The 26876-nt window shown below is 42.0% G+C and carries 20 protein-coding genes; 19 read left to right on the top strand and 1 reads right to left on the bottom strand.

Annotation, left to right across the window (positions count from 1 at the left end; genetic code table 11):
- The first annotated feature begins 105 nt into the window (after positions 1 to 105).
- A complete protein-coding gene (ftcD, locus tag FWJ32_RS02540; protein ID WP_149544404.1) occupies positions 106 to 999 on the top strand; it encodes a glutamate formimidoyltransferase in 894 nt (297 codons plus the stop codon).
- A gap of 9 nt (positions 1000 to 1008) precedes the next feature.
- Complete coding sequence (gene hutI / locus FWJ32_RS02535; RefSeq protein ID WP_149544403.1) at positions 1009 to 2250, top strand: imidazolonepropionase; 1242 nt, start codon at positions 1009 to 1011, stop codon at positions 2248 to 2250.
- 272 nt (positions 2251 to 2522) lie between these two features.
- Here hutI and FWJ32_RS02525 read toward each other — a convergent pair whose 3' ends face one another.
- Entirely contained in the window at positions 2523 to 3350 is an 828-nt protein-coding gene (locus tag FWJ32_RS02525; RefSeq protein ID WP_149544401.1) for a LysM peptidoglycan-binding domain-containing protein, read from the bottom strand.
- 107 nt (positions 3351 to 3457) lie between these two features.
- On the opposite strand from FWJ32_RS02525, the gene FWJ32_RS02520 reads away from it, so the two are divergent.
- From FWJ32_RS02520 to aroA, 17 genes are all read left to right on the top strand, one after another.
- Positions 3458 to 4126: an N-acetylmuramoyl-L-alanine amidase gene (locus FWJ32_RS02520; RefSeq protein WP_238988760.1), complete on the top strand. Its 669-nt coding sequence runs from the start codon at positions 3458 to 3460 to the stop codon at positions 4124 to 4126.
- Between the two features lie 13 nt (positions 4127 to 4139).
- On the top strand, positions 4140 to 5510 hold the full coding sequence (gene amrA, locus FWJ32_RS02515; RefSeq protein ID WP_149544399.1) for an AmmeMemoRadiSam system protein A: 1371 nt from the start codon (positions 4140 to 4142) through the stop codon (positions 5508 to 5510).
- Complete coding sequence (gene amrS / locus FWJ32_RS02510) at positions 5503 to 6489, top strand: AmmeMemoRadiSam system radical SAM enzyme (RefSeq protein WP_149544398.1); 987 nt, start codon at positions 5503 to 5505, stop codon at positions 6487 to 6489. Before amrA ends, amrS begins: the two co-directional genes overlap by 8 nt.
- Before the next feature lie 28 nt (positions 6490 to 6517).
- Positions 6518 to 7456, top strand: a complete 939-nt coding sequence (locus FWJ32_RS02505) for an AAA family ATPase (protein ID WP_149544397.1) — start codon at positions 6518 to 6520, stop codon at positions 7454 to 7456.
- Positions 7422 to 8543 carry a DUF58 domain-containing protein gene (locus FWJ32_RS02500; RefSeq protein WP_149544396.1) on the top strand — a complete coding sequence of 374 codons (1122 nt, stop codon included), beginning with the start codon at positions 7422 to 7424 and terminating at the stop codon, positions 8541 to 8543. Before FWJ32_RS02505 ends, FWJ32_RS02500 begins: the two co-directional genes overlap by 35 nt.
- Entirely contained in the window at positions 8500 to 10539 is a 2040-nt protein-coding gene (locus tag FWJ32_RS02495; protein WP_149544395.1) for a transglutaminase TgpA family protein, read from the top strand. Before FWJ32_RS02500 ends, FWJ32_RS02495 begins: the two co-directional genes overlap by 44 nt.
- Positions 10540 to 10563: 24 nt before the next feature.
- On the top strand, positions 10564 to 10968 hold the full coding sequence (locus tag FWJ32_RS02490; protein WP_149544394.1) for an adenine nucleotide alpha hydrolase family protein: 405 nt from the start codon (positions 10564 to 10566) through the stop codon (positions 10966 to 10968).
- Between the two features lie 267 nt (positions 10969 to 11235).
- Complete coding sequence (locus tag FWJ32_RS02485) at positions 11236 to 16710, top strand: IPT/TIG domain-containing protein (RefSeq protein WP_149544393.1); 5475 nt, start codon at positions 11236 to 11238, stop codon at positions 16708 to 16710.
- Between the two features lie 6 nt (positions 16711 to 16716).
- On the top strand, positions 16717 to 19125 hold the full coding sequence (locus FWJ32_RS02480; protein WP_149544392.1) for an S-layer homology domain-containing protein: 2409 nt from the start codon (positions 16717 to 16719) through the stop codon (positions 19123 to 19125).
- Positions 19126 to 19127: 2 nt separating this feature from the next.
- Positions 19128 to 20612: an S-layer homology domain-containing protein gene (locus FWJ32_RS02475; RefSeq protein WP_149544391.1), complete on the top strand. Its 1485-nt coding sequence runs from the start codon at positions 19128 to 19130 to the stop codon at positions 20610 to 20612.
- Positions 20613 to 20676: 64 nt separating this feature from the next.
- On the top strand, positions 20677 to 21714 hold the full coding sequence (mreB, locus tag FWJ32_RS02470; RefSeq protein WP_149544390.1) for a rod shape-determining protein: 1038 nt from the start codon (positions 20677 to 20679) through the stop codon (positions 21712 to 21714).
- Between the two features lies 1 nt (position 21715).
- Positions 21716 to 22450, top strand: a complete 735-nt coding sequence (gene flgF / locus FWJ32_RS02465; protein WP_149544389.1) for a flagellar basal-body rod protein FlgF — start codon at positions 21716 to 21718, stop codon at positions 22448 to 22450.
- A 13-nt stretch (positions 22451 to 22463) separates the two neighbouring features.
- A complete protein-coding gene (gene flgG, locus FWJ32_RS02460; protein WP_149544388.1) occupies positions 22464 to 23246 on the top strand; it encodes a flagellar basal-body rod protein FlgG in 783 nt (260 codons plus the stop codon).
- Positions 23247 to 23255: 9 nt separating this feature from the next.
- Complete coding sequence (locus tag FWJ32_RS02455) at positions 23256 to 23594, top strand: rod-binding protein (RefSeq protein WP_149544387.1); 339 nt, start codon at positions 23256 to 23258, stop codon at positions 23592 to 23594.
- 13 nt (positions 23595 to 23607) lie between these two features.
- Positions 23608 to 24033: a 3-hydroxyacyl-ACP dehydratase FabZ gene (gene fabZ, locus FWJ32_RS02450; RefSeq protein WP_476727221.1), complete on the top strand. Its 426-nt coding sequence runs from the start codon at positions 23608 to 23610 to the stop codon at positions 24031 to 24033.
- Between the two features lie 302 nt (positions 24034 to 24335).
- Positions 24336 to 25424, top strand: a complete 1089-nt coding sequence (gene fbp / locus FWJ32_RS02445) for a fructose-1,6-bisphosphate aldolase/phosphatase (RefSeq protein ID WP_149544385.1) — start codon at positions 24336 to 24338, stop codon at positions 25422 to 25424.
- A gap of 127 nt (positions 25425 to 25551) precedes the next feature.
- Entirely contained in the window at positions 25552 to 26853 is a 1302-nt protein-coding gene (aroA, locus tag FWJ32_RS02440) for a 3-phosphoshikimate 1-carboxyvinyltransferase (protein WP_149544384.1), read from the top strand.
- The last annotated feature ends 23 nt before the right edge of the window (positions 26854 to 26876 follow it).

Raw genomic sequence — 26876 nt, 5'->3', positions numbered from 1 at the left:
GAGTTTCCCCCTTATTTTTACCTAAGAAAAATGTTTTCCTGGTTCAGTATGGAGAAAAATTGTGGTAAAATTGTCTTATATAGAAAGGCAAAGGAGGCTTGTAAAATGCGGCTGGTCGGATGCGTGCCAAATTTCAGCGAAGGAAGGAATAAGACAAAGATAAATTCCATAGTGGAAGAAATTAAAAAGATAGATGGTGTGAAGCTTATAGATGTTTCAACGGACTACAACCACAATAGGACTGTCGTAACCTTTCTTGGAGAACCTGAAGAGGTTGCTGTGGCGGCATATAATGCCTGCAGACGGGCAGTAGAACTTATTGATATGTCAAAGCATACTGGAGAACATCCACGGATGGGGGCAGTTGATGTGGTACCATTTGTACCGGTGAAGGATGTCACAATGGAGGAATGTATTGAGCTTGCAGAGGAACTGGGCAGAAAAATAGGAGGAGAACTTCATATTCCTGTGTATCTTTATGAGGCGGCTGCGACAAAACCGGAGAGAGAAGACCTGGCCTATATACGTAAGGGTCAGTATGAGGGATTCTTTGATAAGATAAAACAACCAGGATGGGAACCAGACTTTGGACCAAGAGAGGTTAACATAAAGAGCGGAGTCACAGCGGTAGGGGCCAGGCCGCCGCTCATAGCCTTCAATGTGAACCTAAACACACAGAATTTAGACATAGCAAAGAACATTGCAAGGGCTGTGAGGAACTCTAGTGGAGGATTCAGATATGTAAAGGCCGTCGGGGTTAATCTTGAGGATAAGAAGATGGTGCAGGTATCTATGAATATGACTGACTATAAAAAGACTCCATTACACAGGGTCTATGAATTGATTAAAGCTGAGGCTTCAAGATATGGTGTCAGCATAGCAGAGACAGAGATAGTTGGATTGGTTCCTTCTGAGGCCCTGTTAGAAACCGCTGTTAGTTATTTGCAGCTTCATGGCTTTAGGAACGAACAAATACTGGAAAACTATATATATGAGTAGGTGTAAGCCATGAAAGTAGACACCCTTATAAAGTGTGCTACAATAGCTACACCCCTTGGTTCTACCCCTAAAAAGGGTAGAGAAATGGGTGATATACAGATAATAGAAAATGGATATATAGCCATTGATGATGGAATTATAGTAGAGGTGGCAGAGGGGGAATCCTCAAGGATAGAAGCAAAGAATACAATAAATGCCGAAGGGAAAGTTGTAACCCCAGGGCTTGTAGACCCTCATACACATCTTGTCCATGCAGGTTCAAGAGAGAATGAAATGGCATTGAAACTGCATGGTATGACATATCTTGAAATCCTTAAGAATGGGGGAGGAATTTTAAGTACGGTTAAAGCAACACGCTCAGCCAGTGATGGTGCTATAATCTCACAAATACTAAAATCGCTGAGGCGAATGCTCAAATACGGTACGACGACGGCTGAGGTAAAGAGCGGGTATGGACTAAATACCGAACAGGAACTAAGGCTTCTAAGGCTTATTCATAACCTGGATTCACTCCAGCCAATAGACATTGTACCTACGTTTATGGGTGCCCATGCTGTACCAGAAGAATACATGGGCGACAAAGATGCATATGTCCACCTGGTGGTTGAAGACATGCTGCCGAAAGTGGCAGAAGAGGGCCTGGCCAGGTACTGCGATGTGTTCTGTGAAGAAGGAGTGTTTGATATTAATGATTCTAAATACATACTATTGAGGGCGAGAGAACTTGGTTTAGGGCTTAAAATACACGCTGATGAGATAAATCCAATGGGCGGTGCGGAACTAGCTGCAGAGCTTAAAGCAGTTTCCGCAGACCACCTGCTTGCATCAACCGATGAAGGTCTGATGAAGATGAAAGAAGCCGATGTTATTGCTGTCCTGCTCCCGGTGACATCCTTTAGCCTTGAAGAAAAATTTGCCAGGGCAAGGGACATGATAGAGATGGGCATGGCAGTTGCCCTGGCTACAGACTATAACCCAGGCAGCTCACCAACAGAATCCATGCAGCTTGTTATGAATATGGCGGCAATAAAACTAAAAATGACTCCCGAAGAGATATTGACTGCTGCAACACTTAATGCAGCCTGTGCAATTGGTATGGGAGAACTGATAGGTAGTATAGAAGAAGGGAAGGCTGGTGATGTGGTTATCTTTGATGCCCCAAACCTCAATTACATCCCCTATCATCTAGGGGTAAACCTCTCAAATACCGTGATAAAAAGAGGCAGTATAGTATACAAGGCCCAGGAATAACGTGTCTGCCATGGCTTCAAGTTTGGGAGTATCTCTTGGGATAATGGGGATTAACCTTCTCAATTATACTTATAACGAATGTAAAGAGCTGAAGGAGCACCTTACAGAGCTGATTGATGAAGATACTATGGCCTATGATTAGGTAATGAAAGCAATCAAACTATATAAAGAAAAATGCAAATTTTTTGAGAGATAAAATATTGAGGGAGATAAACATATAAAGGGCGGCTGTTGCCGCCTTTTATATATAAGCCAATACAAAAAGGAATCCTTTATGGGTCTGGTTTGCAGCCGACAATAATGACAAGCCTCTGGCCGGGGTAAATTTTTGCCGGGTCTGCGATGTCGTTTGCCTTTGCAATGGATTCAATGGTGGTGTTATATCTTTTTGCAATTTCATAAAGGCTGTCACCTGGCCTCACAGTATAATATCTGAGCCTCCCTTCCGATACAGGAATTCTTAGTCTTTGACCAACGTCAATTTTATTGGGGTCTTTGATATTGTTAGCCCTTGCTATAGCGTCTACTGTGGTACAAAAGAGCATTGCAAGCTCATACAGTGTGTCCCCTGGTTTTACAGTATAGGTGAAATATTCGCCTGGTTCTGGCATTGTGGGAACAGACGGTGGTGTTGGCGTGGGGATTGGTGCCGGTTGCTGAGGAAACGGGTATCCTCCAAATGGCGGGCATGGCATGGGATATCCATAGCATGGTGGATAGGGATATCCATAATAAGGTGGGAATGGGTACTGTGTGCTTGGGCGAGGTGGTATACCATCCGTACCTGATTCTCTGCCACCGGGGATAAATATAGTAGTATTTGGATATATCACATATGGGTAGACCAGATTGTTGGCATAGATTATGGCTTCATAGGGTACTCCAAACCTCATGGCAATATCATAAACCGTATCGCCAGGCCTTACGGTATACAATACACCTCTTAAAGGAATAACAAGCTGCATTCCAGGGTATATCAACGCTGGGTTTATAATATTGTTTTCTCTGACGATGTCATCCACGGATGCGTTGAACATTCTGGAAATAGAAAACAGGGTATCACCAGGCCTTACTATATAGGTTATTCTTCTTGTTATCAATTTAATTCCCTCCTTTCTTGCTAATATATGCTATGTATCAATATCAATTTTGTTTACTACCAAGCATAAAATTACCATAGGAATATTTCAAGAAAGGAGATATGTACTTGTCTGATATCAAAATCGCTACATATCTATCACTTTTCCTTATCATTCTTTCGACATTTTACATAAAGACACAGACTATATCGACCTTCAGCCTTCCAGCAACATCAAAGGTGATAGTTATTGATCCGGGTCATGGTGGTTGGGACCCCGGTAAGACGATAGGTTACACTAAAGAATCGGAAATAAACCTGAAAATTGCAAAAAAATTGAAGAGGTTAATAAATGAATCAGGAGGCAAGGCTGTCCTTACAAGAAATGATAATAATGCCTTGGGGAGGACTAAAAGCAGCGATATGAAAGCACGCATGGAAATAGCCAGAAAAAATAATGCGGATATTTTTGTAAGCATACATCTCAATAGTTTTTCACAATCAAAATATTTTGGAGCGCAAACATTTTACCATTCCGGTTCAAAAAATGGTAAAATATTAGCGGAGAGCATTCAAGAACAGTTGATAAAAATACTGGATAGAGGGAACAAAAGGCAGGCGGCAACATCCAGCAGCTACTATGTGCTTAATAATACAGACATGCCTTCAGTAATAGTGGAATGCGGATTTATGTCCAATCCAGATGAGTATAGACTCCTGCTTGATGATGTGTATCAAGAAAAGATAGCTTGGGCAATATATCTCGGGATAAACAAATATTTTGAAACGATAGAATAAGGAGGTTTACATTATGGGTAAGGTTCTTGCTTCCTTTTTGACTCCTCATCCGCCCATTATTATTCCAGAGGTTGGGAAGGGGGAAGAAAAAAGGATACAGAAGACTATTGATGCGATGGATGAGGTATCGAAAAAAATTTCATCTTTAAAGCCGCAGACAATCCTTATCATTTCACCCCATGGCTATGTATTCAGGGATGCGGTATGCGTACACGGTATGCAAGAGCTCTTGGGAGACCTCAGCTATTTTGGGGCACATAATGTTAATATGTCTTTTGAAAACAATATAGTAATGGCAGAAAAGATTATAGAGGAGGCAAACAGCCATGGCATAAGATGCCTTAAGGCAGACGAAAAACTTTCAGAACGGTACAGCCTTGACCTTGAACTGGATCATGGAACGATAGTCCCTTTATACTTTGTGGCAAAACAATACAGTAAGTTTAAATTGGTCCACATCTCCTATGGGTTTTTGAGGTTTGAAGAACTCTATCGGTTTGGTACAATTATTCAAAAAGTGATTAAATCCTTGGAAGATGACGTAGTTGTCATAGCCAGCGGCGACCTTTCCCACAAGCTCACCATGAATTCTCCAAATGGGTATACCCCGAAAGGGAAAATTTTTGATGAAAGGATATTAGAGCTGCTGGGTCAAATGAAGGTTGATGATATCCTGGGTATGGATAAAGGTCTTATTGAAGAAGCAGCTGAGTGTGGCTTCAGGTCTATACTCATCATGCTTGGTATATTGGACAGTATCAATGTGGTGCCACGGATTATATCTCATGAGGGACCATTTGGCGTTGGATACGGTGTTGCAGAATTTATTGTGAAAGATGATTATAAGAATAATGGCATGGAGGCAGATAAAAAGATGGATCCATATGTTCGCCTTGCAAAGCAAAGCTTAGAGTATTACATTACCAGGCATATGATTATACCTGTGCCGGAAGGGTTGCCAGAGGAAATGTATAATAAAAGGGCAGGTACATTTGTTTCTCTAAAAAAAGGAGGGGAACTTAGAGGATGTATAGGTACCATAAGTCCTGTGAGGAAAAATATAGCGGAAGAAATTATTCACAATGCTGTAAGTGCCGGTACGGAGGATCCACGGTTTTATCCAGTGACTGAAGATGAACTGAGTGCAATAGTATACTCGGTTGACGTTCTTTCCAAACCAGAACCAGTAAAAGACAGGAGTTTTTTAGATCCTAAGCGATACGGGGTAATTGTTAAAAAAGGCTTTAGGACCGGTGTGCTTTTGCCAGATTTAGAGGGAGTAGATTCTGTAGACGAACAGATAAATATAGCGTTGCGTAAGGCGGGGATAGTGCCCAATGAAGACTACGAGCTATACCGGTTTGAGGTGGTAAGGCATGAATGAAGCCATGTATTATAAAAAAGAGGACAGGGGGAGAGTATATTGTTATCTCTGCCCTGTCCATTGTCATATTGTGGATGGAGGCGTGGGGGCCTGTAAGGCAAGAAAAAACATCGGAGGGAGACTCTATTCGTTAAACTACGGGAAAATTTCTGCCATTTCGATGGACCCTATCGAAAAAAAGCCTCTTTATCACTTTTATCCCGGCTCATCTATCCTGTCCATTTCTTCCTTTGGCTGTAATTTTAAGTGCAGCTTTTGTCAGAACTGGGAATTATCGCAGCAGGTACCCATTATGGAAAACAGCAGTATAAGTGATATAATTAAAATAGCAGAAAGCTATAAGGACAATATAGGGATAGCATACACTTACAATGAGCCGCTTATCTGGTATGAGTTTGTGTTAAATACAGCCAAAATTGCGAAAGAACACGGACTTAAGAATGTACTTGTGACCAATGGCTATATTGAAGAGGAACCGTTAAAAGAGCTTTTGCCGTATATAGATGCAATGAATATAGACTTAAAAGGTGGAGACTGGTTCTATAAAAGCATATGCAAGGGAAAACTTGAGAATGTAAAAAGGACTATCGAGATATCATCCAGTCACACTCATGTGGAAATTACAAATCTGATAATCCCAGGCCTAAACGACGATATGTCAAAAATTGAGGAAATGGCAATGTGGCTTTCATCCATAAGTAAAGACATGCCTCTGCATTTTTCTAGATATTTTCCACAGTACAGGATGGAAAAACCTCCAACACCAGTAGAAACTATAATGGAGGCAAAAAAGATAGCAAGCAGGTATTTAAACTATGTCTATGTAGGTAATGTATTTGGATCAGATCAGAATACTTACTGTCCGGTATGCCGTTCCATTATAGTTGAGAGGGGATACAGGACAAGGGTGGTTGGATTTGAAAAGGGAGTCTGCAAGAACTGTGGCTACAAGATAAATATAATTTTACGTGAAGACTAACAATATTAAATATACCGGGGTGAGCCGCTTGAAAGAAAAAATAGAGGAAGTAATTAAGAGTGTGGGCAAAGCTATAAAGGGCAAGAGAAATGTGGTAGAGTTGATTCTAACATGCTTGATAGGTGAGGGCCATATCCTCATTGAAGATATACCGGGGGTTGGAAAGACAACCATGGTAAAGGCCATCTCCAAGTCTTTGGGTTTAAGCTTTAACAGGTTGCAGTTTACACCGGATGTGCTGCCAACAGATATAACGGGCTTGAACATATATAATCAGGCCACCAGGGAGTTCAGGTTTATTAAAGGGCCGGTTTTTACGAACATACTGCTTGCAGATGAAATAAACCGCGCCACTCCAAAGACACAATCCAGCCTTCTGGAGGTTATGGAGGAGAAACAGGTAACCGTGGATGGGACACTATATAGGGTGCCATACCCATTTATGGTGCTTGCGACACAAAATCCTATTGAATTTGAGGGTACGTATACCCTACCTGAGTCACAGATGGACAGGTTTATGATGAAGATATCCATGGGTTATCCTCAGAGGTCAGAGGAAAGAGAGATTATAGAGGAATATATGGTTAGAGACCCGCTGGATGAGATAGAACCGGTTTTATCTTCAGAAGACCTTGAAAATATGATAATTGAATCCAAGACGGTTTATATGTCTGATGAAGTTGAGGAGTATATACTGGATATTGTAGATGGCACGAGAAAAAATGATTTTATAAGCCTTGGGGTGAGCCCGAGAGGAGCCCTGCAACTTGCAAAGGCAAGCCGGGCCTATGCATATATAAAGGGGCGTGATTATGTTATACCTGACGATGTAAAGAAAATGTCCCTGTATGTGCTGCCACACAGGGTCCTTACTAAAACAGTAAAGTTTGATAGAATTGGCGCTAAAGGGGTTATAGAGGAGATACTAAGGAATGTTAAGGTGCCTCGTGGTGAGGTACATGTATAGCCTGTTGCTGTTATCTATTCTGTTTATTATACTCTTGGGATCACGTACGTTTTATAGTATCTTCTACGGTACAGGTATTTTGATTCTCTTAGAGTACCTCTATAGCATTTATACAAAAGAGAAAATGTCTGCCATTGTTTTTGCTGCAAAGCAAGATATATTTCGGGGAGAGAGGTTTACATATGAGGTTGTATTGCAAAATGACAGCTTTTTACCCGTCTTTAATGTATTGGTATCAATAAAGTCGCTTGAATTTGAGGATAGGATAAGTTATATAGGTCCCTTCAGGCAGTTTGCCCTCAAGGGTGAGACGACTTTTGAAAAGAGAGGACGATACGACCTTGGCCCTGTGCACATCGAATCATTAGAACCCTTTAAGCTTTTTAAATGGTTTATTGAGATACCTTCAATGTCATGGGTTACTGTCTATCCTAAAATATTTAACGGTGATTTCATCTTGGATCTTTTGAGATATGACAATGGCACAGGTACACTTTTGAAGAGACATGGCAACGGCATCTCTTACAACGTAAGAAAATATGTTCCAGGCGATAATCTGAGAATGATACACTGGAAACTCTCGGCAAAACTGGATGAGCTGCAGGTTAAAGAGTACCCGGACGCCACAAAAAATGGCCTGAGGGTATTGTGTGATATGAGGCAGAACATGTACAATGACATGGACGAGGAGAATGCATTAAGCCTGTTACTTACTGTTGTCAGTTCCTTTTATAGGCATGGGATAGAATGCGAGGTTTTGAGTGCGAACAAGGAGTGGCGACAGTATGCTATAAAAAACGGCATGGATTTTAAAGAATTAGTTGAGGCATCTGTTGATATTAAATTTGATGGGTCGGATTATGAGGGGCTGTACCGCATGATATCATCGGTGGACTTTAGGCCGGATGTTATCATTGCTCCGGCTGTAGATGCAGATATTTTGAAGATCCAGCACGCCTTTGATTGTTGGATCTTTACCGTGGCTGAAGACGAGAATTGGCCGGAAGAAAGGATAATTACACCTTCAAGATGGAGGGGTATCTTTGAAGAGTCAAAAGGCCAGGCTGATATTTACATTTTTAATTAGCTTTATGATAGATATACCTACTGGAATCGCTATAATGGGAGTAAGAGCAGTAAATTATATTGCTGCGGCATCACTTATGCTTACGGCAGCCGTTGTTCTTTTTTCCGAGTTTCCATTCTTAAGGAGAAGCATTATTATAGTACCGGTGTTTTTTATAGTGTTTTATAGGTATATACCTAATATTATGAGGGGGATTGCCACATTTTTGATATGGACTGCCGGCTTTATATATGGTGATTATCCTATCAACATTAGATATGCGTATATACTTATGTTTATCTCTTTTATACTTATAGGGTACTGCACCTATTCTCTGATACAGGATAAGAAATATATATTTTATATAGGACTTGGGGGATTTTCTCTACTTGCTTCTCAGGCATATATTGGGGTCGATGCGGCTAATACTGCGGCATATCTCTTGGCCTTAGTTTTGATATTTTTATCAGTATATTTCGTTGACGGTTTTAAAAATCTTCATTCGAACGTGTGGATATGCTCACTGGTTGCCTGTACCTTTGTCCTGTCGTATTTTTTACCGCCAGCTTTTAAACCTGCTGAGATTGATAAAATAAAAGATCTCGCTACAGTAATATTTAAAAACTACACCACATCTACCGGAAATGTCGAAAACACACAGGAGTATGTGGAGCTGGGCGGTCCAAGGAATGTGGACGAAAATGTTGTGATGAAGGTGATTTCACCTGAAAGTACCTATTTGCGAGGCAGGGTGTATGATGAATACGACGGCAAAGGATGGCATAAGGGGGAATACAGGTGGACCTATATGGATGATAACGGCCATATTAAACAGCCCTTTGATGATCAGGTATCATTCCGTTCTATCGTCCAGGAAATTACAAAATATAGCCCAGGGGAATTAATTTTTACTTCATATCCTCCCCTATCGATTGATTTAAATAGCAACAGCGGTTATTATATAGATGAGGACTATGAAGTGCGTTCAGCAAATGCAGGAGAAAAAAGTTATGAGGTGACATCAGCAGTTCCCTATGTAGATTTTGCAAAAATTAGGGCGTCGGGCTATGATTATCCTGCTGAGGTTAAAAAATATCTCCATCTACCCCAAGGATTGCCATCCCGTATAGGGGATTTTACTGCAGCAATCACCGAAGGCATGGATAACCCGTATGACAAGGTTATGGCAGTACAGAACTATTTGAGGAGCATGAAATATGAGCTGAATGTACCGAAGACTCCTCCAGACAGGGATTTTGTGGATTACTTTCTCTTTGATTTGAAGGAAGGTTATTGCACATATTTTGCTACTGCAATGACAATCATGCTAAGGACACAGGGGATACCAGCAAGGTATGTGGAGGGCTATGTCATGCCGTCTGAAGCAGATAGCGGGACAGTGTACTTTATAAGGAATTCTATGGCTCATGCATGGGTGGAGGTGTATTTTAATAATTTCGGTTGGATGAGTTTTGACCCAACGCCTCTCTATAATGGTTTTAATTATACCCCTGTATCTACTCAGTTGAATGTAATACCAGAAGAACCTGTAATACCTGATAAAGAGATTAGACCTGATATAAATGTAGATGAACTTCAAGGTACACCATCCAGACCGAATGTAGAGAGGGTAAATCTTTACTACTGGCTGGTTATACCATTGACAGTATGTATTATTATAATAATAACGCATTTAAGATCATATTTTTTAATAAAAAGGCTTTCTAAAACCAAGCTGGTACTGTATTATAGTGGTAAGATAATTAACGTCTTAAAACATACAGGTATAAACATAATGGATGGTGAGACGCTCAGAGAATATTCCTTTAGAGCAAAAGGCGTAGTTGAACTGACCGATATTATAAATATATGCGAGAAAACATTGTATGGCAATAGACCGCCGTTAGATGAAGAACTGGACAAGGTAAGGTTAAAATATGAGGATGTACTCAAGGTATATAAAGACAAGAAAGGGGTGTTTCGTTACCTGCTTATGAGGAGTTTTGCGTTAATATAACCACAAAGTGGGAGGGTGGCTTAAATGATTGACAACTTTAACTCTGGAAGTAAATACAGAATAATGGTCTGTATTACTCCTCAGAGGAGCTGTGAAAGGCTCATTAAAGCTGGCCACGACAGAGCGAAGGAGATGAAGGGAGAGTTTTCTGTCGTCTATGTAAACAAAGACGATGACCTCCACAAGCATTTAGAAGAGCATGACATACTTTTGGAATTATTTAACAAAGCCCAGGCCCAGGGTGGAAGTGTCAGTATACTGTCTGGTAAAAAGATATACGAAACACTGGCAGAGTTTGCAAAAAACAATGAAGTGAATGAGATAATAGTCGGAAAATCTTTACGGTCGGCTTTTGATAACCAGCAGGTAATAAATCCGCTTAAGAAATGTGTTGAAAGAAACAACATACATGTAAACGTAATTGATTAAATAAATGAGACTATTTTCCTATTGTGATATTTTGTCGATAGTTGTAATATAAAACATGAAAGTTGATGCCCCAACCCAATTCATATAGCTGCACTTTATGTGCAGCATTTTTTTTACAACCAGAGTGGAAGATGGTATAATGAAAATGGACTTAATTTTATATCGTTTCCTGTCGATATATATTCAGGTGTGTGGATATTGTCAGTACGATACACGTGTCAATTATTGTTGAAAGTCATATGAAATGCTGCTAAGGGGGAACAACCTATGAGGAGGGCTCTCTGTCTAATTGTAATCATGTCTATATTGTTCTCTTTACTTCCGCAGGGCTATATATATGCCGCAGACCATGTTGTATCCATAGACACCAATCTTGTGTCTTCAGGACATGGTGGCCAGATAACAGTCAGTGCTGATGCGGACCATGAATTTGATGCAGGAACTACTGTCAGATTGGAATTTTATTACAATGGGGTTTTGTATAAAACAGATCCTACTATTTCGACTACAAGGAAACAAATTATAATCTATATACCTCCAACAAATGAATTCAAAGATACTGAAGGCAACAAAGCACCCCTGTATACTGGCATAGCCAACATAATTATAGATAATATAAAAGTCTCAGCAGACGGTTCAACTACCAGCGACACACTTCAATTCAATTTTGTTAAAGACCCTGTAATAAGTGATGTTTATCTTAATGTGGAGACCACATTCATACGGGACAGTTTGGGCAATATTACAGGTACTAAAGAGGTAAGACAGCTTATTATTGATGGTGAAAATTTTGACCTGAAGGAACTGATGATTGGTGGCACCGATGGCGTGGGCGGTCTTTCCTCGCTAAAGGGAGAGGTTAAACTCTTATCAAAAGACAGCTTGAGGATTGTAGCAGAGGTACCGGAGCAGATAGTAAACGATGGTACAACTGTCTACGAGGTGAGCGTAAGAAACAATAATAATGGTTTGGCTATCCGTAAAGGCTTTATTTTCAATGAGTTGCCGCATATACAGAATATCGATAAGACAAGAGCTTATCCTGGTGATAAGCTTACCATAACGGGTACGAACCTGCCCGAGAGTGTTTCTGATGTTGCATCTGTAGTTATTGCTAAATCGAGCATCCCGGTGGATGAAAATAACATTCAAATAAACAATACCAATTCTTTGGATACTATGACAGTAACTGTACCTGAAGCTGGTGATAGGACAAATAAGGATATATCCATAAGAAAAAAGATAGTACAGGATGGGGTATATAGAAATGATGTCCAGGTCACATTGAAAAACGAGTTTACGGTGGTCTATACACCTGCAGGGCTTACCATAGACCGTATAGAGCCTAACTCCGGTACCACAGATGGTGGGACGGAGATAAGAATATATGGCACAGGATTTGTACAGGGTATGCAGGTCTTTATAGGTGGCCATGATTCCCAAAATAGAGCCAGTGTAACCTCTATATCCGTTGACCCAAATAACCCCGGTACGACATTTATAACGGCTGTTACTCCACCATCAGCTGATGAGGGGGCTAAGGATGTATATGTCTATAATCCCGTGGATGGAAGCGAGGTAAGGAAGATAGGTGGATTTACATACATCTCTGTAGCCAATGCCCTCACCATATATCCTGAGCAGATAAATCCTCAGGAGGCAAGGGAAACTGAACAGAAGCAGGTGAGTATAGTTGGCAGAAACATCTCAAATATCAATATCAGCAGTCTTTTACCAGCAGATGGAGACAACTGGTATGATGTGGAACCTCTAACTGAATTTTTTGACCCTGTGGCAAAGGAATATGTGGTACATTATAAGGGCAAATATCAAAACAATGATGTATATATTGAAAAGACTGTGAAACTGACGATAGGTAACGAGTCAAATATTGAGAGTATAAACTTTAAGACAGGTTCGAGGGACCAGATTATAACTGCCAAGACGCCTATAGTTACGCTTAATCCCAGGGTAGATACCAAGGTAGATGTGGCCGTGAATACACATACCGTGGCGGGAATTGTTCATGATGACCCTCAGATAGAGTCAAGGTATACTTTCCAGAACGTGCTTTTGGAGACCAGTGAGTCTGCAGTTGTAAAAAATGGATTTACATATAAACCAGACCTTACTGAGCCACAGATTGCTGCTGTGCATCCTTATATGGGCTCAAGGTTAGGGGGGGATGAGATAACAATTGAGGGTACGGATATAAGGCCGGGAGCAAAGGTGTATATTGGGGAAGAAACAGCTAAAAACCTTGCCCAGACCGTATCAATGTCTATATATGAAAGTAATGGCACAATAAACTCTACATTGAAGATAAAGACACCGTCCAGCGATACTCTTGGGGAAAAAGATATCATTATCGTGAACAGTGAGGGAGGCAGGACAGTAAAAGAGGGTGCATTTGAGTATATATCAAATCCTGAGATTTCGTCAATAACGCCTGCCGTAGGTTCAATAAATGATGAGATATATGTATCGATAAACGGCAGCGATTTTTTGGTGATGTCTGATGAGAATGGAAACCCGATTTTCCCTAAAGTATGGATAGGGAATCAGATAATCAATGTTACTGGTGTCTATGATGATAAGGGAAATGTCATTGATGGAAGGCGATTTAAGACTGGTACAAGGATTAAGGGGTATATTCCGGCCGGCGGGACAAAGATACTGGGTTATGCCGATGTTAAGATGGTCAATCCCGATTATCCGGGCTTTGGAGGTTTAGATGACTATCCCACAGTTTATGACATGGATATAATAGCCAGCGGGGGTAAGGCTATACTGGAGGCTGCGTTCAAGTATACCAATCCTACATATAAGATGAAGGTAGATAGGATAGAGCCTTCCCGCGGTCCTGTGGAGGGAGGCACGAAGGTTACCATAACGGGAGGCACGTTCCCTAAGAGTGTATATGTGACTATAGATGGTGAACCTGCTAAAGTCAGCAGCGCTACCGGAAGTACGATCTCTATAGTGACTCCTCCCGGTACTGTAGGCAAAAAGACTCTGCAGGTGATAAGCCTTACTGCTGGAGATGCCGAGGGCGCTGTGGCCACAGTAAAGGATGGGTTTGAGTATACTATAATGACTACAAGTCCAAAGATAACATCCATAGTGCCTTCCCATGGTGGCAAAGGTACAGAGGTATGGATAAAAGGGTCTGACTTTGTCATGAGCACCCCACTCATGGATGAAAACAATAATCCAGTAAAGGATGAAGACGGTAGGCAGGTCTACAGTGAGCAGTCATCAGTGATCGTGGGCGGACGCAGGCTGGATAGGGTTGAGGACAGTGTCTATGTATGGGATCCGAATACTATAAGCTTTGTTATGCCATTTATACCTGATGATGAAAAGCCAATAGCAGGTAGTTACGACGTGTATGTTGAAAATCCTGATACTGCTGTATCCAATTCTGTGAAATTTAGTTTTCAGATACCTGACAGCAAGCCTGAAATTGAAAATATTACACCTGCAAGTGGAAGCACAAAAGGTGGAACAGTGGTTGAGATTACAGGTTCTGATTTCAGGCAGGACTTGGAGGTTTATTTTGGTGGCCTGAAAGCTGACATTATAAGCTTTGATGAGGATAACCAGGTGATAACGGTTAAGACGCCGCCCCATGGGCCTGGCCAGGTGAATGTCATGGTACTCAATAAGGATGGTGGCAATTTCATAAAAATAGACAGCTTTAATTATGTATCGCCTTCAAGCAGCCCAACAATCACTTCAGTGACTCCAAATACAGGCAGTGCCTTTGGGGGTGACCTTGTGACAATAAATGGCGATGATTTTAGGAAAAATGGCGATCTTCTGCCTGAGGTGTATTTTGGCAACCAGAAGGCCCAAAGGGTTGATTATGTAAAATATAATCAGCTTGCTGTAATTACTCCTCCTTATTCAGTGGCTGGCCCAGTAGATGTATCTGTTATTAACCCTGATACAGGCCTGGCCGTCCTTAAAAACGGGTTTACTTATATACAGTCAAAGCCGCAAATTGCTCAGATTGTACCTTCGATACTCCCTATAACGGGTGGAAGTGCAGAGATAATCGGTTCTGGATTTTCCATGAGGGTTGTAGACGAAGCCGGCAATGAGGTAAACCCGGGGAGCATAGTGAGAATCTATGATGGCACAAGGACAATAGACCTTACCTTGAATCCTGGAGAGAATGCCAGTAACCCGACGGATTATAATATAGATGTGATAAGCTCTGGCCGCATACTTATAAAGGTACCACAGGTGTCATCCATAGGGCCTAAAAAGATACAGGTGATAAACCCTGATGGTGGTATTGCTGAGAGCACCATTACATTTATAAAGCCCCTTACAAATCCAACCATAGACCACATCTATCCTGGATCAGGCAGCATAAATGGTGGAACACCGGTGACTGTATATGGCAGTGATTTCAGACCCAATGCGAAGGTATATATTGGCGGGAGAGAGGCTGAAATCAAATATATATCTGAAAATGGCGACATGATAAGGATATATACACCTGCCGGAGACCCTGCTTTGATAGGGATACCGCAGGATGTAATGGTATATAATGACGGAGATAACAGTGCGGTGCTGAAGAGTGCCTTTACTTATCTTGATGTAGAAAGCAACCCTGTCATTACCTCCATAGAACCCTCTCAGGGGTCCACTCTTGGTGGAGAGAAGATAACAATAAAAGGTGATAACTTTATGGAGGATGTAAGGGTATTCTTTGATGATATTGAGGCGGAAAATGTCAGTAGGATAAACTATACCACCATAGAGGTAACTACACCACCACATCCTGCAGGCAAGGTAGATGTAGTAGTGAAGAACATCGGCGCATATGGAGAGGCAGTATTGAGGGATGGGTTTGAATTCATTGAGACTGTGCCGGCCAGCCCTACTGGATTTAAAGCAGAAGCAGTTGCCGGAGACACCATAAAGCTCACATGGGACCAATTAAGAGGCGCTGATTTTTATCAGATATATGCAAGAGAGTCAGGTGACGACGATTATCACTTTATTGCAACTACCGAGGATAATGAGTATTATGTAAAGGGTCTTGATAGAGATACGCAGTACTATTTTAAACTGGAAGCAATAAACTCGTACGGCATCTCAGAGTCTGCAGAAGACAGTGCTACTACCTTTGACAGTAAGGCAAGCAGTGATTATGAGGACACATCGGATGAGAATCATGTGAGTATATCTGGTGGTACTGCAGTAATTACGCTGGGTAACAGCGAAAGAGATTTCAGGTTTGAGCTGGATATGGACCCGTCAGAGCCATTGGATCTCAAGATAAATATACCTGAGCACCTTATAAAAACAGTAGACAGGTGGGTTTCAATAAATACCCCTAAGACCGGCATAGTGTTTTCTTTAAAGGGTTTTGACAGTAATGCGGGGACTTCATATTCATCCAGCAGACAAAGCGGTAATTACGTCGTGCTTACGGTTAAAGAGCTTACAGGAAGTGACCGCGGGAACTACTCAAAATTTATAGAGAGAGGGGAAAGAGCACTGTCGCCCATATTTTTAATTGATGCAAACCGTAATATAGATGGTGAGAGTTCTCCAATTAACTATTTTAATGAGTTCTATATATATCCAGTATATAAGGAATCAGATGGGGCTTCACTCTACTACTTCAATGAGGATGAAAGAGAGTGGGATCTAATAAGTTCTGGCCAGGCACAGGCTGCATCAATCAGTACTCCTGGTATATATGCTGTTTTGGGGAGATAGATAGACATGAGACGACTTGGTGTTTTTTTACTGGCTGCCATATTGTTCTTTTCGCCTATTAAAAGTGCTCTTGCTGCATCAACGACTGGAGCAGTGTACTATGGATTTGAGGGGTATAAGCTCCTCCTGAACAGTGTCAAATTCAACGACAAGATACCAGCATGGTCTTACCGGGATGCTGTCAGAGTTACCGCTCTATCTCTGCTGAAGGGGGTAGGGGACGGAAAATTCCACCCGGAGGAAAAGATAAGCAGGGAGGAGGCTATAGCTATTGCACTGAGACTGGCCGGGAAAGAAGCAGATGCCCAGAAGATGTTAGACCAGAAGACAGCCGAATATTACACAAATATGATAGACTCAAGCGAATGGGCAGTTGGATATTTATTTACTGCCGCCAATGAGGGTTATATTATACCAGGGGATATATATACAGAAGAATGGAAGAGCAAGGCATCAAGGGAAGAGTTCGCTGCATATATAGGCAGGGCACTGGGGTATACCCCCGCATATGGCATGGACCAGCAGCTTGCATATAGCTTTGACGACAGCAGTTTATTTAATAGAGACTATATTCCATTTATAGAACCAGTCCTTAAAGACGGAATAATGGTGGGAAATAGCAGAGGGACTTTTAACCCCAAAGGCATGATTACCCGTGGTCAGGTGGCAGTGATACTGGGAAGGATTCTGGATAAGTATCCGGAAAAATTTGGAATAACAAAGATGAAGGCTACCGTGACAGGAATAATACACAACAGCACTGACTACATCATGAGGGCGGATGACGGTAGCTCATTTACCATATCCACCGACGACAGACGCGGTATTGTGGTTTTAAATAACAGCTCAGTTACCGATGGACTTAAAATTTCTCAGAATGTAGACATATATATGAAGGGTAATACACCTTACCTCATAGAGGTTTTAGGAAATGAAAAGGTGAGTAAATCAATACAGAATGGGGAGGTCATTTCTGCTGATAAGGGTACTGTGAATATACGTTCGGATGCTGGAGAAAGAAGCTACAGGATCACACCTTATACGAACATTACCCTGGATGGCAAAAGAGTTTCTGAGGACGAGCTTATGCCTGGGCAGTATGTGTCTTTTACTGAAGAGTATGGGGATATTGTTGAACTTGCCATAAACGGTGAGGTTGAAAATCCTGGATACTCTGAGCCGGGCAGGTTTTATTACTCAGGCAGCGTTGTGGAAATTGACAGTGGACACATACTGATAAGGGATGATAGTGGAAATACAAACAGCTTGCCTATCCCATCCTATGTTTCTGTCAATGTTAAACCCGGTGACCTGGTTAAAGCCTATCTCAATAATGACGGTACTGTCAGTTCTATAGAAAAGGTTGAAGACAACATGGAATATGCCTATCTGTACAGAGGCAGGCTATCATCTGTTGTAGGTAATAAACTTCAACTGGATGATGCACAGAGGTTTGATAATTTTAGATGGAGTGATACACCATCTTTAAGGTTGGCGGTTTCGAGAGAAGGTCAGATATATGATGATAATATGCCAGGCAGTGATGTACAGAGTTATATCGGTGACTACGTCTATGTGATTACAAGGATGGAATATGGAGAAGAAATGGCATATAGAATTGTTGTAGAAAATGGGCACATGAAAGAATATGTTGATGATATAGACAGTGTGGACAAGGTGGCAGGCAGGTTTACACTGCCTGATACTGATGTGTATATAGGGGATGGCAGTGTAATATTAAAGGATGGCAAGATGGTGACCATTGATTCTCTGGAGAGAGATCAGACAGTCCTTACCCTGCTGGATAGGATGGGCAGCAGCAATGTAGCGCCGCTGGTTATGGTACTTGACTCTCAGCCAGCTGTAAGGATAGTGTGGGGTCGCATCGACCATATAAACTCTACCACATTTGAGGCTGACAAGATGTATGAGCTTAATGGAAATGATTGGAAAAGAGTGAGTGACTTAGGGGAACTCTATATCAGCGATGATACGTATATTATAGACCGCCTTGGAGATGCCACGGTGATTTCACCGGAGGAATTTTTGAATGACAGGTACGAAAGGCACCCGGTGTATGAGAACGAGTATTTCTATGCAGCGATGGACGGTGACGAGGTAATTGGTATGGTTATATTTGGCAATGATAACAGCGATGACATCCGTTTTGTCACTGCCAGGTTTGATTCCATGAGTAAAAACAGCCTGGCCAATCTGACTGACATGCTGGAATACAGCAGCTTCACAGATAAGTGGGCGCCAGGACCATCAAAGGGATACGTCTGGACTCAGGATGCTTTAGTTATAAAAAATGGAAGGATATCCTCAATGGATGATATAAAGAATGGGACTCAGCTCTATATCCTTCTCGACGATTCACTGAATGGACTTTTGATAGTCTGCGGGGAGGAATAACGATGAACAGATTAGTATTGACTATATTAATTTTTTTAATGGTTTTTCAAGGTGTAGCATATGCACAGGTACCGGGGATAGAAGGCGGCATATCTGATGGGTATGAATATCAGGAATATGTGTTTATCACTGGCGAGCCTATACTAATGACAGGTACGCTTAAAATCACCTCCAGCAGGGGTAGGACCTCATACCGGTACTCCCTTACAAATACAGAAAAGAATGCTACACTTACGAGGAGTTATACAATTACAACGGTGGTTGACCTTGATAGCGCAAAACACCAGACCATAGAGACCTCAACTTTGGACAGGAATTATAGCGAAACGATAAAGGTTGGCAGCGATACCTATACACTGGATGACTATTCCTTGAGCATGTCACGGGTAATTGACAACAAGCCGGCTGTAGACTATTTTGCAGGCAACTGGACTGGAAGAAAGATTTATACTATAAACAGAAATCTCGGAAAAGTTATTGTTGACATAGACAGTAAGACGACAGGGTATGACCACTATTGGGGTTCTACCGAGACCATGGACATCAGCCAGGCAATCAGTTATTCCAGAGAAGGCACTGATGATAGCGAAAAGATAGAGTGGAATGGAAATTTTCATGAGTATCTCTCATATACGATGGAAAAGACGCTGGACTATATAGAAAACGACCCTACATGGATAAGCTTTAAAGGTGGTTACCTGATGCAGGAGAAAAAGGATGGTACGGTGGTCATCAACTATAACCTGCCAACCATAAAGGATACAGGCGATGGCATTACCATTGACAATAGGAAGAGGAATATTGACTCCATAGAATTTACGCTGCATGAGCCCGTTACTCAAGAGAGATTGTATATAACAGACTATAGAGACATATCCGGGCATTGGGCTGAAAGAGATATTGAAAGGCTTTCAAGCCTTAATGTCTTTCCTAAGGATACAGTGTATTTTTATCCAAACATACCTATAACCAGAGCTGATTTTGTTATGGCTGTGTCAAAGGCTACTGACATGTTACCTCAGACAACCACAACAACCAGGACTACCAGGATGACTAGGAATCAAACTCAAGAGGCATCCCCCTTTGATGATGTGCCGGTTGACAGTAGTTATTATCCATATATCAAGAATGTATATGAAAAAGGGCTCATAGATGGCATTTCTCCACGCAGGTTTGGCCCAAACGAATTTCTGACGAGGGCTCAAGCCGTCACTATTTTGGTACGTGCTGCCGGGTTAGAGGGCCTTGCACCCACCTATGGTTATTCAACAGGTTATGCTGATGATGACAGTATACCATCATGGGCAAGGGACTCTATATATGTTGCAACAAGAATGAATATACTGCAAGGGGATAGTAGGGGCAGGGTAAACCCGAATGACAAACTTACCAGGGCTGAGGCTGCTGTCCTTTTAAATAGATTTATTGATTATCTGAAGGAAGACTTCCAGAGAGACTATAAAGATGGAATAATTAACTACAAATAAAAGAGGATTTTTGGATGTTTTATAGAATATAGAGAATGAGATAAAATGAAGGGTGGGTAATACTATGTTTGGCATGGGTCTGGATATAGGAATTGATCTTGGGACCGCCACAGTCCTTGTGTATATTAAAGGTAAAGGAATAGTCCTCACGGAACCGTCAGTGGTTGCTATTGAAAGGGACAGCAAAAAGGTCCTGGCAGTGGGTGAAGAAGCACGAAAGATGATAGGCAGGACTCCTGGCAACATAATTGCCATAAGACCAATAAGGGAAGGTGTAATATCAGACTATGAAATAACCGAAAAAATGTTGAGATACTTTATTTCGAAGGCATGCGGGTCAAGAAACTTTTTCAGGCCGAGGGTCATGATAGCTATACCAGCTAAGGTTACAGGTGTTGAGAGAAGAGCTGTTATTGAAGCTGCAGAGCAGGCTGGGGCAAGGAAGGTATATCTCATAGAGCAGCCTATAGCGGCTGCCATAGGTGCAGGTATGGATATATCTAAACCCAGTGGCAACATGGTGGTGGATATAGGCGGTGGGACGACAGATATAGCTGTTATCTCCCTCGGTGGTTCAGTGGTAAGTACCTCATTAAAGATAGCCGGAGACAATTTTGATGAGGCTATAATTCAGTATATGAAGAAGGAGCACAAGCTGATGATAGGTGAACGCACGGCAGAAGAGGTAAAGAAGTCAGTTGGATGTGCCTATCCTAAAGATCCGCCATCTACTGTAGAAATAAGGGGGCGCAGTCTGGTTACCGGGCTGCCTCAAAATATTGTCATCAGCAGCAACGAAACCTTAGAGGCGTTATCAGACCCAGTGTTTCAGATAGTTGGTGCTGTACATGATGTCTTGGAGAAAACCCCACCTGAACTTGCTGCGGATATAAGCACAAAGGGTATTATAATGACTGGTGGTGGTTCACTTTTGAATGGATTGGACAAGCTTATGGAGGATAACTTAAAAATTCCGGTGTTTATTGCCGAAAACCCGATTTCATGTGTTGCTTTAGGTACGGGAAAGGCGTTGGATGCCCTGGACAATATGAATAAGAACAGGGTTGGGACGAGTGCAATTATAACGGGAGAGGAGGTATAAATTGCTTCGCGGGATATATATTGCAGCTGGCAGCATGGTAAATCAGACAAGGAAACTAGATGTTGCTTCTAATAATCTGGCAAATGTTGATACTACAGGTTTTAAGAAAGATCTTATGGTTGAAGAGGCTGCAGATGAAAAAGTAATATTTAACTCGGGGATAAATACAGTTCCTATTGGCAGGTTATTTTTTACAGTAAGACCTGCGGAAATCTTTACCGACTTCCAGGCTGCCAATATTGTGAGTACAGGAAATCCTTTGGATCTCAGTATCGATGGTGATGGTTTTTTTGAGGTGATGTCACCAAACGGTGTGAGATATACAAGGGATGGGAGCTTTAAGAGAGACGCAAATGGCTATTTGGTTACAGGTGAAGGCTACAGGGTACAGGGGTCAAATGGAGATATATACCTGCCGGAGGGAGATATTACATTTGACTCTCACGGCGGCATATATGTAGGCGGGCAGTATGTCGACTCTGTAAGGGTACTTGAATTTCCAGACAAGACAGTCTTGAGAAAAGAAGGTGATAACCTCTTTGTAAGCCAGGGACAGGGTAATACGGTGCTAAATCCGATTATAAAGTCCGGTTTTTTGGAGGCATCCAATGTTAATCCTGTAAATGAGATGGTGGACATGATTGACCTGATGAGGGAATATGAGACAAATCAGCGTGTAATAACCACTATGGATTCTACTCTGGAAAAGTCAGTAAACGACCTTGGAAGGGTATAAGGAGGTAGAACAGATGATAAGAGCAATGTGGACAGCAGCCTCAGGAATGCAGGCCCAACAGCTTAACGTTGATACAATATCAAACAATCTTGCCAATGTGAATACTACGGCATATAAAAAGGAGAGGGTAGAGTTTAAAGACCTTTTATACCAGCAGCTAGCATATGATGAGGGGAGACCGGTCAATCTCATGGTGGGCCATGGTGTGAGGCCATCGGCGACGGTAAAAGATTTCAGCGAGGGTAGCCTCCAGGAGACAGATAATCCCTTGGACCTGGCTATTGATGGAGAGGGATTTTTTGTCGTGTTGGACCCCAATGGTAGGGAACTCTACACCCGGGATGGTAGCTTTAAATTGAGCGTTGATGGGGATACAGCCATGCTTACCACATCAGATGGTTATCCTGTCCTGGACAGCAGTGGAGCTGAAATATACTTTGACGCCAACCAGAAAAATATATCTATTTCTAAGTCAGGTATAATAAGTGTAAAAAATGACGATGGCACTGTGGAAGAAATAACCAGGATAGGCACAGCAAGATTTTTAAATCCAAATGGACTGGAGGCATTAGGGGACAATCTGTATGCGCAGACGGCTGCGTCTGGTGAGCCTTTATATGAAGATGAAACAAACACCACCAGCAATATCCTACAAGGGTTTTTAGAAACATCCAATGTTCAGGTTGTTCAGGAAATGGTAAATCTTATAACGGCTCAGCGGGCTTATGAGGTAAACTCTAAGTCAATCCAGACCGCAGACGAAATGTTAAGCATTACAAATAACCTGAAGAGGTAGGTGGGATGATTGATAAGCATAATAAATGGCTTATCGGCCTTTGAAAGTTCTAATTATAAGAATAATATTGCTCAAACAAATGAATTTGAGACCATACTAAAGAATGCTTTGGAGAAAAAGGACGATGAACAGTTAAAAAAGGCCTGTCAGGATTTTGAATCCATTTTTGTATCCATGGTTTTAAGGAATATGAGGGCTACAATACCGAAGGATGACCTGTATAATAACTCTTTTGGAATGGATATCTTTACATCCATGCTTGATGATGAGTACGCAAAAAAGATAAGTGAAGCAGGCGGGTTTGGCCTGGCCGACATTTTATATAAACAGCTCAGTGACAAGGTATAGGAGGATGAAAATGTTGGATGTAAATGAGATCCAGAAGTTGATACCTCATAGGTATCCATTTCTGCTTCTGGACAGGATTCTGGAGATAGAAGATGGTAAAAAGGCAGTTGGAATAAAGAATGTTACAATTAACGATTATTTCTTTCAGGGGCATTTTCCCGGAAAGCCCACCATGCCGGGTGTGCTCATGATAGAAAGCATGGCTCAGCTTGGTGCCTGTGCACTGAAGCAATCTGAATTGTTCAGGGATAAACTATTGATGATAACAGGAGTTGACAAATGCAGATTCAGGGGTACTGTGGAGCCAGGCGACCAGATGCGGATAGAGATTGAGTTTTCAGCCATGAAGATGGGTATGGGCAAGGGCAGGGGCAAGATAACTGTAGACGGCAGGCTGGTATGCGAGGCAGAGCTCATGTTTGCGGCGGTGGATGCTTGAGATGTGTCTCTTTGATGGTTAACCCATGGTTTTGAGTGAACATGGATAAAGCTATGAGGAGAATCAATAACATCCAGGTACCGGGTAAAGATGCCCTTTGATGTTGTGTGCCATATTCTGTAGATGTCAGGTGATATAAAATTTTAATTGATAAAAAGACGGCAATATTACCGTCTTTTTTATTTTTTATCATGATAACGTTTTTATGTTATACTTTTTATATTACAAGAGGAGGAATTTTATTTTTTTTATCGAATATATATGAATAAAGTAACATTTATAAAGGAGTGTGGAGATATAGTATGTCTAAATTAACGTTAAGTGTTATCAAAGCAGATGTGGGTGGGTTTGTCGGTCATTCATCGGTACACCAAAAACTCCTGGACAGGGCCAGGGAATACCTGGATGCTAATAAAGAACTCCTGATTGACTTTAATGTGTTGTCTGTAGGTGATGATATTCAACTTATAATGACCCACGAAAAGGGTGTGGATAGTGATGCGATACACCAGCTTGCATGGGACACGTTCAAATCCTGTACAGAGGTCGCAAAAGAATTGAAACTCTATGGAGCAGGCCAGGATCTTTTAAAGGATACCTTTTCAGGAAATATCAAAGGCATGGGGCCTGGGGCGGCGGAAATGGAATTTGAAGAGAGAGCCAGCGAACCTGTACTGATATTTATGGCAGATAAGACAGAACCGGGTGCATGGAACCTGCCACTTTATAAGATGTTTGCCGACCCCTTCAACACTATCGGACTGGTTATAGACCCAAAGATGCATAAAGGTTTCGTCTTTGAGGTCCTTGACCTTAAGGAACATAAAAAGGTTTATTTAAACTCGCCGGAGGACATATACGACCTGCTCGTATTCATAGGTTCACACGGCAGATATTGCATTAAATCAGTCTATACCAGGGATGGCGAAATTGTCGCTGTGTCGTCAACACAGACCATGAACTATATTGCAGGGCGGTACGTAGGGAAGGATGATCCTGTGATGATAGTGAGGACGCAGAATGGTTTCCCTGCTGTAGGCGAGGCGCTGGAACCATTTGCCAATCCACATATCGTAGCCGGATGGATGAGAGGGTCTCACAATGCCCCACTTATACCAGTATCCATAAAACAGGCAATGCCGACAAGGTTTGACGGCCCGCCACGGGTAGTAGCTGCAGGTTATCAGATATGCAATGGGAAGTTACTCGGTCCGCAGGATATGTTTGGTGATATGGCCTTTGACAGAGCGAGACAAAAGGGCCTTGAAATAGCTGACATATTGAGGCAGCTTGGACCCTTTGAGCCTCACAGGCTGCCCCTGGACGAACTCGAATATACATCTATGCCAATGGTCCTTGAAAAATTTGAAAAAGGTTTTATTGAGGAATAAAGGTGAGGAGAACCTCACCTTTTTAAACTATGGTGATATTGCACTGGCGATGGCTTTGGTATAAACTAATTTTAAGTGCTACGAATTTATCCAAGCTCTGGTTATAAGACATTCATGGGAGGTAGTGATGAGGGCTAATATATATAAAAAGAGTCATATACGTGGCCATCTGACTGTGCCGGGTGATAAATCCATATCCCATAGAGCTATAATGTTGGGAGCCATAGCAGATGGCATCACATCTATAGATGGTTTTCTTACAGGGGAAGACTGCCTGAACACCGTATCGTGTTTCAGGGAATTAGGTGTAACCATTGATATAGATAGCCATCATGTCCAGGTTAAAGGTGTTGGTATGTACGGTCTCAAGCCTCCAGAGCGCTTGCTTGATGTTGGAAATTCAGGTACCACTATCAGGCTAATGTCCGGTATATTGGCTGCTCAGCCTTTTACTAGCTGTTTGACGGGGGACGAGTCAATACTGTGTCGTCCTATGCTGCGTGTAGTAGAGCCTTTAAGACAGATGGGAGCCGATATAAACAGCCCGGACGGCGGCCGGCATGCCCCGCTTACAATAGTTGGTAAGAAGCTGCATGGTATAAACTATAATATGCCGGTTGCCAGCGCTCAGGTAAAGTCGGCCTTACTGTTAGCTGGCCTGTATGCTGACAGTCCCACAACCATTATAGAATCTCATCCAAGCCGTGACCACACTGAACTCATGTTAGAGACAATGGGTGCACATATTTCATATAGTCCGCTGAATTTTGAAAAACAGCGAACCGTCACCATATACCCAGCACAAGCGCTGCAAGGCACCCACATAGATGTACCCGGTGATATATCATCGACTGCATTCATCATAACTGCAGCTATGCTTTGCCCCGATTCATGTGTAACAATAAAGGATGTTGGCATAAACCCTACCCGCGCAGGTATACTGGATGCATATATGGCCATGGGAGCCAATATACAAATAACTAACCAGCGCTTGTGGAATAGAGAAAGGGTGGCTGACATAACTGTCAGTACCAGCAACCTGCATGGTATCATCATAGGGGGCTCTATGATACCGCGCCTTATAGATGAGATACCGATAATTGCGGTTGCGGCTGCCTTTGCTGAGGGTGTTACGATAATAAGAGATGCTGAAGAGCTTCGTGCAAAAGAGACCGACAGGATTGCAGCTATAAGCGACATGCTTCGTAGCTTTGGGGCAGAGGTTAAAACAATTGAAGGTGGTATGGTCATAAAAGGAAATACACACCTGCATGGATGCCATATTGATTCATTAAAGGATCATCGTATAGCTATGGCAGCAGCAGTAGCAGGTATGGTAGCAGATGGTAACACTTATATAGATAATGCGGAATGTGTTTCTATATCTTTCCCTGGTTTTTTTGAGTTGATGGATTCTTTGGGAGACTAAGGGGTATCTATGGGTTTGTTTGT

The organism is Calorimonas adulescens (assembly GCF_008274215.1).
Lineage (GTDB): Bacteria > Bacillota > Thermoanaerobacteria > Thermoanaerobacterales > UBA4877 > Calorimonas > Calorimonas adulescens.
This window is presented reverse-complemented; position numbering and strand designations above follow the sequence as displayed.